Annotated in this window: 16 protein-coding genes; 8 read left to right on the top strand and 8 right to left on the bottom strand. The window is 32.9% G+C overall.

The genetic code is table 11. The features are described 5' to 3' along the window. The 6 genes from nadE to ACP5QL_RS05570 form a co-directional block, all read left to right on the top strand. The coding region (gene nadE / locus ACP5QL_RS05595; protein WP_428125975.1) for an NAD(+) synthase at nt 1-525 on the top strand (525 nt) is incomplete at its 5' end. A gap of 12 nt (nt 526-537) precedes the next feature. Continuing rightward, a complete protein-coding gene (locus ACP5QL_RS05590; RefSeq protein WP_428125973.1) occupies nt 538-1,737 on the top strand; it encodes an anhydro-N-acetylmuramic acid kinase in 1,200 nt (399 codons plus the stop codon). Then, nucleotides 1,734-2,381 carry a PIG-L deacetylase family protein gene (locus ACP5QL_RS05585; protein WP_428125970.1) on the top strand — a complete coding sequence of 216 codons (648 nt, stop codon included), beginning with the start codon at nt 1,734-1,736 and terminating at the stop codon, nt 2,379-2,381. Before ACP5QL_RS05590 ends, ACP5QL_RS05585 begins: the two co-directional genes overlap by 4 nt. Before the next feature lie 20 nt (nt 2,382-2,401). After that, nucleotides 2,402-3,925 carry an ABC transporter substrate-binding protein gene (locus ACP5QL_RS05580; protein WP_428125967.1) on the top strand — a complete coding sequence of 508 codons (1,524 nt, stop codon included), beginning with the start codon at nt 2,402-2,404 and terminating at the stop codon, nt 3,923-3,925. Between the two features lie 62 nt (nt 3,926-3,987). Then, a complete protein-coding gene (locus ACP5QL_RS05575) occupies nt 3,988-4,938 on the top strand; it encodes an ABC transporter permease (RefSeq protein ID WP_428125964.1) in 951 nt (316 codons plus the stop codon). A 9-nt stretch (nt 4,939-4,947) separates the two neighbouring features. After that, nucleotides 4,948-5,784, top strand: coding sequence for an ABC transporter permease (locus ACP5QL_RS05570; protein ID WP_272996019.1), 837 nt, complete (start codon nt 4,948-4,950; stop codon nt 5,782-5,784). An 8-nt stretch (nt 5,785-5,792) separates the two neighbouring features. On the opposite strand, the gene ACP5QL_RS05565 is transcribed toward ACP5QL_RS05570, so the two are convergent. Continuing rightward, nucleotides 5,793-6,071, bottom strand: a complete 279-nt coding sequence (locus tag ACP5QL_RS05565; RefSeq protein WP_272996021.1) for a LapA family protein — start codon at nt 6,069-6,071, stop codon at nt 5,793-5,795. A gap of 81 nt (nt 6,072-6,152) precedes the next feature. Between ACP5QL_RS05565 and ACP5QL_RS05560 the strand changes: the two genes are divergently transcribed. After that, nucleotides 6,153-7,877: a beta-N-acetylhexosaminidase gene (locus tag ACP5QL_RS05560; protein ID WP_428125959.1), complete on the top strand. Its 1,725-nt coding sequence runs from the start codon at nt 6,153-6,155 to the stop codon at nt 7,875-7,877. A 41-nt stretch (nt 7,878-7,918) separates the two neighbouring features. Here ACP5QL_RS05560 and ACP5QL_RS05555 read toward each other — a convergent pair whose 3' ends face one another. Continuing rightward, complete coding sequence (locus ACP5QL_RS05555) at nt 7,919-8,293, bottom strand: PduL/EutD family phosphate acyltransferase (RefSeq protein WP_272996025.1); 375 nt, start codon at nt 8,291-8,293, stop codon at nt 7,919-7,921. Nucleotides 8,294-8,320: 27 nt separating this feature from the next. Here ACP5QL_RS05555 and ACP5QL_RS05550 point away from each other — a divergent pair, with 27 nt between their 5' ends. Next, a complete protein-coding gene (locus ACP5QL_RS05550; protein ID WP_428125956.1) occupies nt 8,321-9,253 on the top strand; it encodes a hypothetical protein in 933 nt (310 codons plus the stop codon). On the opposite strand, the gene ACP5QL_RS05545 is transcribed toward ACP5QL_RS05550, so the two are convergent. The 6 genes from ACP5QL_RS05545 to ACP5QL_RS05520 form a co-directional block, all read right to left on the bottom strand. Further along, nucleotides 9,228-10,322, bottom strand: a complete 1,095-nt coding sequence (locus tag ACP5QL_RS05545; RefSeq protein WP_428125954.1) for a zinc-dependent alcohol dehydrogenase — start codon at nt 10,320-10,322, stop codon at nt 9,228-9,230. The genes ACP5QL_RS05550 and ACP5QL_RS05545 overlap by 26 nt on opposite strands. 164 nt (nt 10,323-10,486) lie before the next feature. After that, nucleotides 10,487-11,446, bottom strand: coding sequence for a BadF/BadG/BcrA/BcrD ATPase family protein (locus tag ACP5QL_RS05540; protein ID WP_428125952.1), 960 nt, complete (start codon nt 11,444-11,446; stop codon nt 10,487-10,489). Nucleotides 11,447-11,461: 15 nt separating this feature from the next. Then, nucleotides 11,462-12,313: a MurR/RpiR family transcriptional regulator gene (locus ACP5QL_RS05535; RefSeq protein ID WP_272996033.1), complete on the bottom strand. Its 852-nt coding sequence runs from the start codon at nt 12,311-12,313 to the stop codon at nt 11,462-11,464. Further along, a complete protein-coding gene (locus ACP5QL_RS05530) occupies nt 12,303-13,016 on the bottom strand; it encodes an N-acetylmannosamine-6-phosphate 2-epimerase (protein WP_428125949.1) in 714 nt (237 codons plus the stop codon). The genes ACP5QL_RS05535 and ACP5QL_RS05530 overlap by 11 nt, the downstream gene beginning before the upstream one ends. A 15-nt stretch (nt 13,017-13,031) precedes the next feature. Next, entirely contained in the window at nt 13,032-14,303 is a 1,272-nt protein-coding gene (locus ACP5QL_RS05525) for a DUF4434 domain-containing protein (protein WP_273333320.1), read from the bottom strand. Between the two features lie 18 nt (nt 14,304-14,321). Continuing rightward, nucleotides 14,322-15,143, bottom strand: coding sequence for a carbohydrate ABC transporter permease (locus ACP5QL_RS05520; protein ID WP_273333318.1), 822 nt, complete (start codon nt 15,141-15,143; stop codon nt 14,322-14,324). Nucleotides 15,144-15,156 lie beyond the last annotated feature (13 nt).

The following is a 15,156-nucleotide window of genomic DNA, read 5'->3' as shown; positions in this document are numbered from 1 at the left end:
GGTGATATGGTAGGGGGACTTGCGGTTATTGCAGATGTTCCCAAAATGATGGTTTATGAATTGGCAAGGTATATAAATAGAAAAAGAGAAATAATACCTCAATCAGTGTTAACAAAGGTTCCTTCTGCAGAATTAAGACCAAATCAAAAAGATGAAGATTCACTGCCTCCTTATCCTATCTTAGATCAAATTCTTAAGGCATATATAGAAGATAATTTATCTATTGAAGAGATTGTAGAAAAAGGCCTTGAAAGAAGTTTGGTGGAGGAGGTTATAAGGAAAATAAATAATGCAGAATATAAGAGAAGACAAGCTCCACCAGCTCTAAAAATAACTACAAAAGCTTTTGGAATGGGTAGAAGAATGCCTAATAACTATGAAATGGAAAAATTAAAAATAGGGAAAAATGTTCCTGTTTTTTATGTTCAAAGATTAACCTTTTTAGCTGATGAAAGACCTGGAGAATTTGTAGAATCTGTTTTAAGAGGAGATAGATATCAATTATATGTAGAACTAACTACTTAAGGAGAGAGAAGAATGAAGTTTATAAAAGATATTTCTCCCGATGAAAAGAGATTAGTTTTAGGGATGATGTCTGGAACATCTTGCGATGGAGTTTCCTGTGCATTAATAGAGGTTCAGGGGTTAAGAGAAGAGAAAAAAATTAAATTTATAGGTTATCATCAATATCCTTACCCAAAGGAGATTAAAGAGAAAATTTTTCAGGTTTACCCTCCCAATTCTTTTAAAGCGAAGGATTTAGTTAGACTTCATCATGCTATTGGAGAAGTTTTTTCTGAAGCTGCTTTAGAGCTATTAAATAAACTAAATATTAAAAAAGAAGATCTTTTTGCTATCTCTGCTCAAGGACCTATTTTATACTACGATCCTCCATCAGAGGAAAATAATTATCAGGGAGCTCATATGGAAATAGGAGAGTCTGCGGTTATTGCAGATAGACTGGAAACTATTACCGTTATGGACTTGAGGGCAGCAGATATTTCCGCAGGAGGACATGGGGCTCCTTTAAGTGTATATGTAGATTATCTTCTTTTTAAGGATGAAAACATAAATAGGGCGGTCCAAAATATTGGTGGAATTGCCAATGTAACCTTTTTACCAAAAGATATTTCTTGGGATTTGCTAAAATCTTTTGATTGTGGTCCTGGAAATATATTAATTGATTATGCAGTAAGATATTTTACTAATGGAGAATTAGAATATGATCCAGATGGAAGTATAGCTAAAAAAGGAAAAGTTGATGAGGAAATTCTCTCTATTCTTATGGATCATCCGTATATTAAAAAGGAGCCTCCTAAGACTACAGGAAGAGAGCTTTTTGGAGAAGAATTTTTCAAAGAAGTATTAAAGATGGCAGAAAAAAAGAAGCTTTCCATGGAAGATATCATTGCTACTCTAACAGCTTTTACTGTGTCTGCTATTGCATATAATTATGAAAAATTCTATCCAAAGGGTTATGAACTTCAAGAAGTAATACTTGGCGGTGGAGGAACTCATAACAAAACTATGGTAGAATGGCTTAGAAAAAGGCTTTATCCTATTAGTGTTAAAACCCATGAAGATTTTGGAATTCCTAATGATGCAAGAGAAGCAGTAACTTGGGCAATTTTAGCAGATGAAATGTTATTTGGAGTTCCCAATAATGTCCCTTCTGCATCAGGAGCAAAATACCCTGTTTTAGGAGGGAAGATATCTCTACCACCTAAGAAGAGATGAAAGTATTAGCTATTGGTGCTCATATTATGGATGCTGAACTTATGGCAGGAGGACTTGCTGCTAAATACTCTCCTTTTGGACATGAAATAAAATTTATTTCTCTTACAGGGAATAAAGAGGATCCTTTATATGAGGATATGAAAAAAGCAGAAAAAATTTTAGGAGTATCTTCAGAATGTCTACAGATTAAGAAAGAAGATCTTTTAAAGGACTCTGTTATAAATAATATTACTGTTCTTCTTAAAGAGAAACCAGATTTTTTAATTACCCATTGGAGTGGGAGTTGGCATCCTACTCATAGAAAAACCCATTTTCTGATTTTAGAATCTATTCAAAGAATATTAAAAATCTCAACTTTTTCTTTATCCCTTGAGAACGTTCTCTTTGGAGAAAATTTTGAGGACTTAAAGGACTTCTCTCCAGATTTATATATTCCTTTAGAGGAAGAAGAGGTCAATAAATGGTGGTCTGCATTAGAGGAATTTAGAATATTTAGAGAGGAAAGAAGCTTAGATTTTAAAGGAAATCTTTCCTATTTCCCATATAAGGGGTTTTACAAATCTATGGTAAGAGTTCATGGTTTGGAAATAGGGGTAGATTACGCTATAGTTTTTAAAAAGTGGCATATCTCAAGACTCTTATAAAATGAAAAAAAACTAAGGAGGTGAACAAAAAGAGAAAGTTCCTTGTAATTTCTCTGATAATTCTATTTACTGTGTTATCTTTTTCCTCTGGACAAATAAAAAGAGGTGGGACTTTAACTATTGGTGTGGATCAGGAAGTAGTTGGTTTAGACCCTAATATAGTAACAGCCTTTTCTTCTTTTAGAAGGATAGATCTGCTCTATAATAGACTCGTAAAATATGATGATAAGTTAAATATTGTGCCAGATCTTGCGGCATCTTGTGAAATTCCTGATAATTTGACGTATATCTTTCATCTTAGGAAGGGTGTTAAATTCCATAACGGTAGGGAACTTACCGCAGAGGATGTAAAATATACCTTAGAAAGGATTCTTGATCCTAAAACAGGATCCCCAGGTCGTTCCTATATTGAACCTATATCCAGTATTGAAGTGGTTGATAAATATACTGTTAAGATTAAATTATCTACACCTCTTGCTTCTCTCTTAAGTGGACTCGCCTCCAACAATTGCGCTATTGTCCCTAAGGAAGAGGTTGAAAAATATGGAAATCTTCAAAGAAATGTTGTAGGTACTGGACCATTCAAATTAGCAGAATGGGTCCCAGATAATTACATGAGATTGGTAAGAAATCCTGATTATTTTGAAAAGGGACTTCCGTATCTTGATGAAATAATATTTAGAGTCATCCCAGAACAAACTTCTCTTCTTGCAGGATTAAAAGCGGGTGCTCTTGATATGGCTACAATTAATGATGGTAGTGTTATTTTGCAGGCTAAAAAGGATCCAAATCTTGTAATAATGCAAAAACCAGGAATAAATGTAAGAACTTTTGGATTTAATACAATGAGGAAGCCATTTAACGATATAAGAGTAAGACAAGCAATTGCTCTTGCTATAGACAGAGATGAAATAGTTGCTACTGCTGAATTTGGCATGGCAATGCCATCAGGTCCTATCCCTGCTCCTGTTAAAAAATGGGCTAAAAATGTTAAGCTTTTGCCTTTCTCAAGACCAAATCTTAAAAAGGCAAAAGAATTACTAACTCAAGCAGGATATCCTGATGGTTTCTCTTTTAAAATAGTTTGCTCACCAACTTACGAAGGAGGAATTGCGGTAGCTCAAGTTATACAAAATCAATTAAAGAAAATAGGACTTAAACCAGAATTAGAAGTTCTTGAATGGGGAATATACATTGATAGATGGAAGAAAAGAGATTTTGATTCTATGGTAGAGCTTAGAGGTGGAGATCCAGATCCTGATAGATTTTTATATCGAATATTGCATAGTAAAGGGGCAGTTAATAATTTCTTGTTTAAGGATGAGGAAGTAGATAAATTATTAGAGGAAGGAAGAAAATTAACAAAATATGAAGAAAGAAAACCTATATATGATAAATTACAAGTTCTTATATCAGAAAAAACACCAGTAATATTTCTTTATGTCCCTTATGAAACTCAAATATTGAAACCTTATGTAAAAGGGTTTAAACAGGTAGGAAATGGAGCTTTATATTATCTTGCAAGAACATGGATAGAGAAGTAATATAAAACTTGTGAAGGGGGATTTCAACTGAAATCCCCCTTCACTTTCTGGAGGAAGAATAAATGGGAAAATATATTTTAAAAAGATTACTATCAATTATCCCTGTTTTATTTGAAGTGTCTATTTTAGTTTTCTTCTTAGTAAGATTAATTCCAGGAAGTGCTTTAGAATTATTTTTAGGAACACAAGTAGAAGCAACTCCTCAACAAATGGAAGAACTTAAGAGAATTTTTGGAGAAGATAAACCAATTCCTATTCTTTACTTAGAGTGGTTATCAAGAATTCTTAGAGGAGATTTTGGTTATTCTTTAAGAACCAGTAGACCAGTATTACCTGATATTTTAAGTAGACTTCCTCTTAGTTTAGAATTGACAATTTTTTCTTTATTTCTTTCTATAATTATTGGAATTCCCTTAGGAATACTGTCTTCTTTAAAACAGAGTCCTGTTATTGATATTTTAATTAGAATTATTGGACTTTTAGGACTTTCTTTACCTCAATTTTGGCTTGCTACTCTTTTTGTTATATTATTTTCTTCTTTTGAAGGCTTAATCCCAATGGGGAATTTTATTCCTTTTTCTAAAAATCCACTTCTTAATATAAAAATGCTATTCTTACCATCCTTAGCTATAGGGCTTGGATTAGGAGCAGTAGTAATGCGATTTACACGAAATAGTATTTTAGAAGTTCTTCAGATGGATTATATTAAAACAGCAAAGGCAAAAGGTCTCTCTCAAAGAGCTGTATTATTTAAACATGCCTTAAGAAATGCATTACTTCCAATAGTTACGATTTTAGGATTTAATGCAGGCTATCTTTTAGGAGGAGCAATCGTTATAGAAGAAGTATTTGCATTGCCAGGTATGGGAAGATTAGCTTTATATGCAATTTTCCAACGGGATTATCCTCTTCTTCAGGGAATAGTTCTAATTATATCTTTTCTCTTTGTTCTTATAAATTTATTAACTGATATTCTCTACGCTTTTATAGATCCAAGAATTAGATATGAATGAGGGTGAAAAATGAAATTTTTTATAAGACTTAGAAAAAACCATATAGCTCTTGCAGGCTTAACAATTATTATTTTTTATTTACTTATGGCAATAATAGGAATTTTTTGGACCCCCTATGATCCTACCGAGATGAATTATGAAGAAGTTTTACAACCCCCTTCTCTTAAACATCTCTTAGGAACTGATGAATTTGGAAGAGATATACTTTCAAGAATTATGTGGGGGAGTAGAATCTCTATCCTAATAAGTTTTACTGCAACTCTTATCGCTTCACTTTTCGGAGTGTCCATAGGGGTAATTTCAGGTTTTTGGGGTGGGAAATTGGATAATTTCTTAATGAGAGTTGTAGATGTACTTTTTTCCTTTCCTCCTCTACTTCTTGCAATATTTATTATGGGAATATTAGGAGAGAAAACCTATAATGTAATAATTGCTATTGGAATAGTTTATACTCCACAATTTGCAAGATTAGTTCGAGCAGGAGTTTTAAGTATCAAAAATTTAGACTTTATTCAATCTGCCTTTGCTATAGGAGGAGGGAAATTTCATATCTTATTTAAGCATATTTTCCCTAACATTCTTATTCCTATAATTGTCCAAATGTCCCTATGTCTATCCTTAGGGATTTTATTAGAATCTGCTCTAAGCTTTTTGGGCTTAGGTGTTCAACCTCCTTATCCTTCTTGGGGAAATATGTTAAGTAGTGCCAGAAGATTTATGATTATTGCTCCTTGGACCGCCATATTCCCTGGACTTGCTATAGTTTTATTAGTTTTAGGTTTTAATCTTTTTGGGGATGGCTTGAGAGACCTTCTTGATCCAAGACTGAGAAATATAAGGAGCTAAAGTGATGTTTAAGATTTTATTTCTTCTTTTCCTTCTGAAATCTGTTTTTCCAGTTCTTGGATTCTTTTTTGTTGCTTTGAGGTGGTAAATCTATTTTTTATTAATGTAGGAGCGACTGAAATTATACTTAAAATAAATCCTAAGGAAAAAGCTATTAATAAAATAAGAGCAATAGATCCTTGGAATTGCCAGGGACCAAAATATATGGTTATAGATGTGTTATTCTGCATGGAAAAAATAAGGGCAATAATTACTCCTATAAGAAATACTACTAAAAATCTACTCATAAATTTCCTCCAGAAATCAATAATACTTTCTTTATTATATATTCTTTTTCTCAAAAAAAATCTATATAAGGAGGTAGAGTTATGGAAGGGAAAATTTTTATTATCCCTGAACCTAAAAAATTGGAATTCACAGGCAAATGGTTTCCTTTTGATGGATTTGAGAACTTTTCAGAATTTCTTTCAAAGGAATTTAATATTCCAAAGGGGAAATGGAGAATAAATAAAAAAGAAAAAGAAGGGATAGGAATTCAAATTAAGGATGGAGTAATTGAGATTTGGGGAAATGAAAATATCTGTTATGCAACTATTATTCAACTTATTATGGAAAATAAAAATATTCTTCCTGAGGTGACTATTGAAGAAGAATTTAGTTTTTCTTTTAGAGGTTATCATTTGGATATAGCAAGGGGTGGTGTTCCTAATTTAAAGACCTTTAAAGAACTTTTAAAATGGCTTTTTGTTCTTAAATATAATCACTTTGCTATTTATTTTGAAGACCTATTTCCTTGGAGAAAATATCCTCAAATTGGAAAACTGAGAGGAAGATTAGAGGAAGAAGAGCTTAAAGAGATAATAGAATATGGAAAAAATCTTGGGATAGAAGTGTTTCCATCCTTAGAACTCTGTGGTCATATGGAAAATATATTAGTTCTTCCTGAATTTAGAAGATTTAGTGAGTGGCACAGACCTAATGAAGGATGCTTAGATATCTCCAATGAATCGGGAAGAAATTTTGCCTACGAACTTCTTTCTGAAGTTTTAGAATTTTTCCCTTCAAAATATATCCATATTGGAGGAGATGAAACTTGGGCTCTTGGCAGAGGAAGAAGCTTAGATAAGACTGGAGTTTTTGAGGGACCACAACTTTTTGAAATGCATCACAAAAATATGATAAGAATGGTTAAAGAAAAGGGAAAAGAACCTATAGTCTGGGGAGATATGCTTACAGGAATGTATCTTAGAGAAGAGGAAAGGGAGAGATGGAAAATAGTTTTAAAAAGTAAGATTTGGGATGAGGTAATGATAGCCAATTGGGATTATAGTGGGCAATCTCAGAAATATTTTAAGAATAAAATAAATATGTTTGGGGAAAGAAAGGAAAAAGAATTAGCATGCCCTGGTCTTTCTAATTGGTCAAGATATTATCCTAATTTTGATATTGCTCTTTTAAATCTGAAAAACTTTTTAAAACCTGCAAAAGAAGAAAAACTTCCTGGATTTTTAATCACTGCCTGGGGAGATGATGGAGAGGAGTGCCTTTTTTCCTTCTTGAATCCTCTTATTCTTGCAGGAATGGAAATCGCAGAAGGAGAAGGAAATTGGGAGGATAAATGGATGGCTTTATCAGGAGAAAACAAAGAAATACTTTTGGCAAGAAAAGAGTTTGGAGAAACAATTTTTTCAGAAACAATAAAACATGTACTTTTTAAAGATTTTATATTCAGATATTATACAGAAGTAATAGGGAGAATTCTTCCAGAAAGAAAACCTGTAGGAGATTATTGGACAGATTACTATCTTAAGATATTAGATAATCTTTCTGATAGAGATGGTCTTTTAAGAAGATATGAAGAAATATGGGAAAAAGTTTCTAAAACTAATCTTCCTGAAGATTTGGAATTTATGAAAGAAACTTTAAGGGTGGGAATAAATAGGATAAAAGGAGAAGCAAACACTTCTGATTTTATAGAGCTTGCTAATATGTATAAAAAATTATGGCTTTCTGAGAGAAAGCCTGAGGGCTTGGAAAATATAATAACAAGATTTTGGGGCTCTGCGGGAAGAATAGATTTAGATATTATTTAAAAAATTTTAGGGGGGGGACTTTTACTCCCCCCTAAAAGAAATTAAATATTTGCAGTGATCTTCGTTGGCTCTAATATTAACTCTGCAATATCTCCTGTTTTAACCATTGCTGCATTTGCTTCATCAGTATCAATATGGAGCTCCCAACTAAAGTCATCTCTTACTCTTATTAATACATTCTCAAAAATCAATGCTCTTACAGTTCCCAATTTTACTTTAACCAGTTGCTTATCACAAAGTCCCAATTCTTTCGCCATAGGGGTTGGAGTATGAATATGCCTCCATGCAATAATTACTCCTTTTGGAATATCCATTGCAAAAGAATTATTGAAAATCTTACCTTCCTCCATCCTAATTTTATAAATGTCATCTTTATTAGAGATGAAAATAATTTTATATTGAATTTGCCTTATCACAGAAAAGTAACCTTATTTAGAATGCTCATGGCAAAAATAGGTGCCTTTAAAAATATTATTGTTCCTTATAAATTAAGGAAAGAGGAAATTCTACCCTTAGGTTTTATTTTATCAACTATGGAAGGAGGATGTCCTCTAATAAAAGATATTAATGAGCTGGGGAAAAGATTAAGAGTCTTTGGCTCTTGTAAAGAAGTTGGAGGATATAAGAAGAAAGAAGATAAAATAATTTCCTATGAAAAATGGGTAAACTCTCCTGTTGTTAATTCCATAATTAGTCTTGGAAGATTTTTGGGAGATAAAAAACTCCTTTCTCCACCTGTAAAGATAGGAAGTCTTGTAAAAGACGAAAGATTAGGAAGATTTATATCTGCAATTCTTTCATATTCAAGACAAGCTGAAGGAGCCTTTATGGCATATGACTCTTTGATGGATTTATTTGTTGTTACCGCTTCTGGGAAATATAATGTAGATAAGGCAAATTTATCGCCAAAAGATCTTGTTCCTGTAATTCCAACTTCTGACGGAAAAGTAGAAGTATTTCCTATAGAAAATATAGAAGTGAAAGGACCCTCAGTAGAAGCAGAAGAATTTACCTTTCCTTTAATGGAATTTTCTTCCAAAATTCCTCCTATAATTGGAATTATCCATCTTCATAGAGGAATAGAATATTATGATTCTCGAGAAATAATAGAAATTCCACAAGACTTAGAAAATTATCCTCCTGTAGGATGCGGTATGGATTTAATGCATGCTATGAGTAGATACGCAATTTTTACCGCTATAAAAGAAAGGTATAAGAATTTTAAGAAAAAATTAGCAATCTTTTCTGTTCCCAATCATGGAACAAATATTTATTGCTTTTATGAAGATAATATTCTGAATAATCCCTTCTACTATTTTATAAAATTTATAGAAGAAGAAAAATTAAAACTTAAATTTGAGGTTCCTCAAATTTAAAAGCAGATTTTACCATTCCATATTTACTTCTCTTAAAATTCATTTCTATTGCTTTTTTGTAATCCCTTAGTGGAAAAGTATGGGTTAAAAGAGGAGAGAGATCTAATCCCTTTTCCATAAGTTCCAAAGCAATCTGGTAACACCTTTTCTTTTCCCCATTAAATTCCTCTTCTGCAGAGGAATTTGTGCCAAATACTTTTAATTCCTTAAACCATAATGGGGTCCAATCCACTTTTTTGGTTTCCCCAACTAATCCCACCATTACTAATTTCCCACCCATATTAGTGAATCTTAAAGCATCATCTATACTATCATCGGTTCCTACACATTCAAAAACAATATCTGCACCTCCTACTAAAATAGGTTTCCCCAAAATGGGCTGAAGCATCTCTCCTCCTACTTCATCTGCCACTTTTTTATATAATTCCTTTTTACTTAATCCTTTAGAATATATAACTTCAGAAGCTCCATAATGTTTTGCAAATTCTCCTTGATATTTATACCTTGCTAAAACTATAATTCTTGCCTTACTTCCTAAGGCTCTTAAAGAGGAAACTACATTTATTCCAATACTTCCCGCACCTACTACTAAAACTTTATCTGAATCCTTAGGAAAATTCCTAATTACTGGATGAAGAGCAGAACAAAAGGCATCCACTAAGATTGCATTTTCATTTTTAACCTTTTCAGGAACTTTGAAGAGTTGAGATTTGTGGGCAACATAATATTCTCCCCAACTTCCACCAGTGTCTTTACAAGAGCCTATCATAAATCCTGGAGATATACTTCCTTTTGTAAAATTCCTACATTGACTAAAGTTTCCCTTTTGACAGTTGTCGCATAAGGGGTTAATATCTCGTGCAGAGCAAGAAAGGACAGGATCTGCTATAACTCTATCCCCTATATTAAATTCCTTTACATTCTCTCCCTTTTCTACGATGATTCCTAAGTTTTCATGCCCTATAACAAATGGAAAGGAGGCAAAAGGAGAAGTAGAGGGACTATCATGAAGACGAATTAAGTTTATATCACTTCCACATATTCCTCCCATTATGGTTTTTATCTTCACCCAATTCTCATTAGGGAGTTTTGGTTCAGAAATATCTCCATATCTTATACAGGAAAAAACATTATAATAAAAAGAAGGACTTATTCTCCCAAAAAGTTTACTAATTAAATATCTTGGTATACTTTCTTCAAAATATACAGCCTTTATACTTCTTTCTCCTTTCTTTAAATACTTAGTTTTTTAAGATTTTTCTTTATCTCTTCATTTATTTCTATATCAGCCATTTGATAAGCTTTTATTAATGCTCCAACTATACTGGGAAAATCTGGTTCTTTTACAATATACTTTTGGGGATCTAAATTTTTCATAAAACTTTCTTTAACAAAGGAAATGTTAAAAACTCCTCCCATACCAGAAACAAAAACTTTATCTTTAAAATTTAGCTTTTTATAAACACAATCACAAAGCCTTGAAAGCTCTAATCCTGCATTGAAAAGAATTTCCCTTGCATACTCATCTCCTTCTTCCGCAGATTCTCTTATACTTCTTGTCATAAGAGCAATTTCTGATCTCTCTATTTTCCCTGCATAATATTTTCTTACGATTTCTTCTATAGAGGAAAAATTAAAGTCCTTTAAAATTTTCTCCCTTATAACAGTATATGGATGACATCCATCCTCAAATTTAAGAGCAATTTTCAGCCCTTGAAGAGCTATCTGAAACCCTCCCCCCTCGTCTCCAAAAAGATATCCAAAGCCTCCACACCTTGCATATCTTTCTCCATCATATCCCAAAGATACCGATCCTGTTCCTCCAATAACTATGATGCCTGGACCCCCAGAAAAGGCTCCCGCTAAAGCAATAGCGGGATCACTATCTATAAATATCTTTTTTGCCTTTATCACTTTTTGGGCTATTTTCTCAAAAACTCTTGCCTCTTCAGAATCTGAATATGGGACTCCTGTAAGCCCCAAAAAAGCTACCTCAATTTCAAAACTTCCATGAAGATTAGAAAAAGAAGATTCTACTGCCTCTTTAAGGGCTTGTTCTGCAATTTGAGGACCCTCTGGGGAGAGGATGTGAATTAGTGCTCTTCCCCTTCCCAAAGCAAGGATATTTCCCTTTTCATCTCCTATAATACATAGGGTTTTTGTCTGTCCTCCGTCAACTCCTAAAAAGAACATATTTTTTCTCCTTTTTCAATATAGCTTTTCGAGGACTGCTTTTGCAGTTTTCTCAGTGTATTCTCCCGCCTTTTTAGCAATCTTCATGGCTACTCCTGTAAAAAGTAAATCCAAAACATGAAGTTGAGCTATTTTAGACCTAATAGCTCCACTGGTTAAGGGAGCCTCAGGAGAAGAAGTAAGTAAGACTACATCTGCAACTTCTGTTATGGGAGAACGAGAAAAATTGGTTATACATATGGTTTTTGCTCCAGAATTTTTAGCTACTCTTAAAGAATCAACAGTATCTTTGGTGGCTCCTGAATGAGATATTCCCACTGCTACATCTTTCTCTGTGAGACAAGCTGCAGACATAGCTTGAAGGTGTGGATCAACAAAGGCATCACATAAAATTCCGATTCTTAAGAATTTATACTTTGCATCTAAAGCGGTGATACCTGAAGCTCCCACTCCATAAAATTCTACTTTTCTCGCATTAACAATTAAATCTATAGCCTTAGATAAATTTTCTAAATCTACTATCTCTGTAGTATCGTTAATTGCTTTTACATTCCTTGACCTAATTTTTTGGATGATAGTAATAAGATCATCTTCAGGTTTTACATCTTCTAAAAGTTCTATTTCAGGGCTTACTAAGCTCCTTGCTAAAGCAAGCTTTAACTCCTGATAACCACGATACCCCAATTTCTGAGCAAGCCTTATTATAGTAGCATCTCCTGCTTTACAAATATCTGATAACTCCGTTATAGACAAATAAATTACTTTTGATGTGTTCTCAATAATATATTTAGCTACTTCTTTTTCTTTTTTAGAAAGAGAGGGATATATACTCCTTAATAAATTTAGAGCTGAAACCTCATTCTTCATTATATATCTCCTCAATGTTTTTAGTCGCCATTACAAACCTTTTTGTAATAATATGGGGACGAGTAATAGCGGTACCAATGACCACAGCATAAGCTCCACACTGAAAAGCATATTTTACATCTTCTGGAGTCCACACTCCACCTTCTAATATCACTGGTATATCCACGACTTTAGCTAATTCTTTTACCAATTTAAAGTCAGGAAGTTTTTTTCCTTTTGTGTATGGAGTATATCCTGAAAGAGTGGTGCTTAGCAAGTCTGCAGAGGCCTTCCAGGCCAAAATTCCCTCCTCATAATCAGATATATCTGCCATAATTATAACTTCAGGGAAAATTTTTCTCAAAAATTTTATATATTCCGCACCATTTTCCGCCTCTATATGTTTTCTCTTTGTCGCATCTACAGCAATTATATCTGCCCCTGCTTTTAAAACTTCCTCAAAATGTTTTGAAGTAGGAGTTATATATACTTCAGAATCTAAATCTCTGTCTTTATAGATTCCAATTATAGGAAGGGGAACTTCTTTTTTAATCTTTTTTATATCTTCGGGGCCATTTAGCCTTAACCCACTGGCACCTCCAATAAATGCTGCCTTAGCAAAAGCTAAAATACAATCATTTCCAAAAGTTGGATCCCCTGGCTGAGCTTGACAAGAAACTATAATACCATTTTTAAGTTTTAATAAAAGTTCTTCCTTTTTCATAGCTTTATCTCCTAACTAATCTAAAGAGTTTTTTGACTTAATATGGGAATAATATTTATGATACTCATTATAAAGAATTCTTGTCTTTTCTCCACCAAGTTGGTATCTGAAGCTTGGTGAGTTCATAATACCTATATATTGGTAACCATATATCTGTTCAACATCATCGTACATTCTAATTTCTTTTATTAAATCTTCTGGAGTTTTGGGAACTAAGCCATTATCTATAGGCCAGGCAAACATCTCCATGTCAACCCAAAAGTGAGTTTCCGTTTTTTGACATACTTCAGTAATCTTATCTATATTTAGGTTTTCAGAGTCTCGGGCAAAGCCAAAGGGAATTACTATGTCCACATTTTTAAGGATCTCTTCCCATTCTTTAAGAAACTCATGAAATCTTATGTTGTTAGGGGCAAGGGCAACAGGTTTTGTAGGGGTTAGATCTTTAACAAAATCCTTATATTCTTCAAAAAATTTTACAATATCTTTATATGATTCTGGGGGAAGATGAGGATATTCATAATATAGAGATCCAAACATTTCTTCCGATATATACCATCCATAGAGAGAAGGATGGTGTCCATACATCTCCCATAGCTCCTTAGTGATATTTTTGTGCCATTTCAAAGATTCATAGGAAAAATCAAACCAAGCAAAAAGCCCTACACCCAAGAATACATTCATGTTTAACTCATCTGCTTTGGAAAGAATTGCTTCTATAGGGTCCCTTGCCTTTATGGGAAATTTTTGGGGATAGATTTTAGAAGGATAGAAAGCAAGTCCTTTATAATTTTCTATCGTCATATCATGTTGGCCTGCATATTCATTGCAGTAAAATACGTTCTGAATAATTACTCCCTTTATACCTATCTCATTCATATCTTGAATAATTTGTTTCCAGTCTTCATCCTCCAGATTCTTTAGATCTTCATTAAACCATCTACCCTCATCCTCGCTCCAATGGTATATACTTACCCAACAGCCGTCTATTAAGGTAGTAGATTTACAACCTGAATTTATTATTTCATACTCGTAACCTTTTGAGAAGACAATTTCGTGTTGATTCTTATAGAACTTAAATTGTAGGTTGATTTTCCCGTGATGATTGCCAAAATCTAAAAAGATTTTATTAAGACCTTCCCCAACTTCATAGTTTAGATCTAAAAATTTTTCTTTCTTTTTGAATGCTTCGATGGAAAGTTGAAGCTTCTCAGAAGAGTATATTCTTACTTCTGGCTTTAAATAATTGGAACATCTAAAACCCGGTATTATTGTGAGGTCTATCATTATGTGTACCTCCCCTTTTTATCCTTTTACAGCACCAGATATACTCTTTACAATATATCTTTGCATGGAAAGATATAGAATAATTATGGGTAAAGTTATAATAGTAGTTGCAGCCATTAATAATTCATATCTTGTGAAATATTGTCCTTGGAAGATAAATAATCCTTGTTGTACCGGCATTTTATTAGGATCTGTAAAGTTGACAGCTGCCAAGATATATTCGTTCCATGCAGATAAAGCATTAAAAATTACAATTGTAGAGATAGCAGGTAGCGCAAGAGGAAACATTATTTTGTAATACAATTGAAATTTATTACATCCATCAATCACAGCTGATTCCTCTAATTCCTTAGGAATTTGCTCAAAAAATTCTTTTAATATAAATATACTTACCGATAGACCAGAATTTATCATGGGCAAAATATATCCAATTCTTGTGTTTTGAATCCCCAATTTAACTAGTAGAACATATAGAGGAACAAAAGCTCCAGGTATTGGTATTAACATCATCATCAAAAAAGCATAATATATTATATTTTTAAAAGGGAAATTAAGTTTTGCAAAAGCATAGGCTGCAAGGGTAGAAACTATCACAATACCTACCACGATAGATATGGTATAGATAATACTATTGGTAAAATAAATTGAAAAATTACCCTCTGTCCAAGCTTTTATATAATTTTCAAAATTAAGACTTTTGGGAATAAGATTTCTATTTAAATATACCTCTGAAGTAGTTTTTAAGGAAGTAGAAATCATCCATACCAAGGGAAACAAACAGGTTATGGCATAGGATATTAGAAATAAATGTATAAATATTCTATTCAACTTCACTTTCATTGTTAATAACCTC

This window comes from Dictyoglomus sp. (assembly GCF_049968615.1).
GTDB lineage: Bacteria > Dictyoglomota > Dictyoglomia > Dictyoglomales > Dictyoglomaceae > Dictyoglomus > Dictyoglomus turgidum.
Note: the sequence above shows the minus strand (reverse complement) of the source record. Positions and strands in the feature narration are given on the sequence as shown.

Coding starts and splice junctions, on each gene's coding strand:
- ACP5QL_RS05590 (WP_428125973.1), top strand. CDS start 538: ATGAAGTTTATAAAAGATATTTCTCCCGATGAAAAGAGATTAGTTTTA.
- ACP5QL_RS05585 (WP_428125970.1), top strand. CDS start 1,734: ATGAAAGTATTAGCTATTGGTGCTCATATTATGGATGCTGAACTTATG.
- ACP5QL_RS05575 (WP_428125964.1), top strand. CDS start 3,988: ATGGGAAAATATATTTTAAAAAGATTACTATCAATTATCCCTGTTTTA.
- ACP5QL_RS05570 (WP_272996019.1), top strand. CDS start 4,948: ATGAAATTTTTTATAAGACTTAGAAAAAACCATATAGCTCTTGCAGGC.
- ACP5QL_RS05565 (WP_272996021.1), bottom strand. CDS start 6,071: ATGAGTAGATTTTTAGTAGTATTTCTTATAGGAGTAATTATTGCCCTT.
- ACP5QL_RS05560 (WP_428125959.1), top strand. CDS start 6,153: ATGGAAGGGAAAATTTTTATTATCCCTGAACCTAAAAAATTGGAATTC.
- ACP5QL_RS05550 (WP_428125956.1), top strand. CDS start 8,321: ATGGCAAAAATAGGTGCCTTTAAAAATATTATTGTTCCTTATAAATTA.
- ACP5QL_RS05540 (WP_428125952.1), bottom strand. CDS start 11,446: ATGTTCTTTTTAGGAGTTGACGGAGGACAGACAAAAACCCTATGTATT.
- ACP5QL_RS05535 (WP_272996033.1), bottom strand. CDS start 12,313: ATGAAGAATGAGGTTTCAGCTCTAAATTTATTAAGGAGTATATATCCC.
- ACP5QL_RS05530 (WP_428125949.1), bottom strand. CDS start 13,016: ATGAAAAAGGAAGAACTTTTATTAAAACTTAAAAATGGTATTATAGTT.
- ACP5QL_RS05525 (WP_273333320.1), bottom strand. CDS start 14,303: ATGATAGACCTCACAATAATACCGGGTTTTAGATGTTCCAATTATTTA.
- ACP5QL_RS05520 (WP_273333318.1), bottom strand. CDS start 15,143: ATGAAAGTGAAGTTGAATAGAATATTTATACATTTATTTCTAATATCC.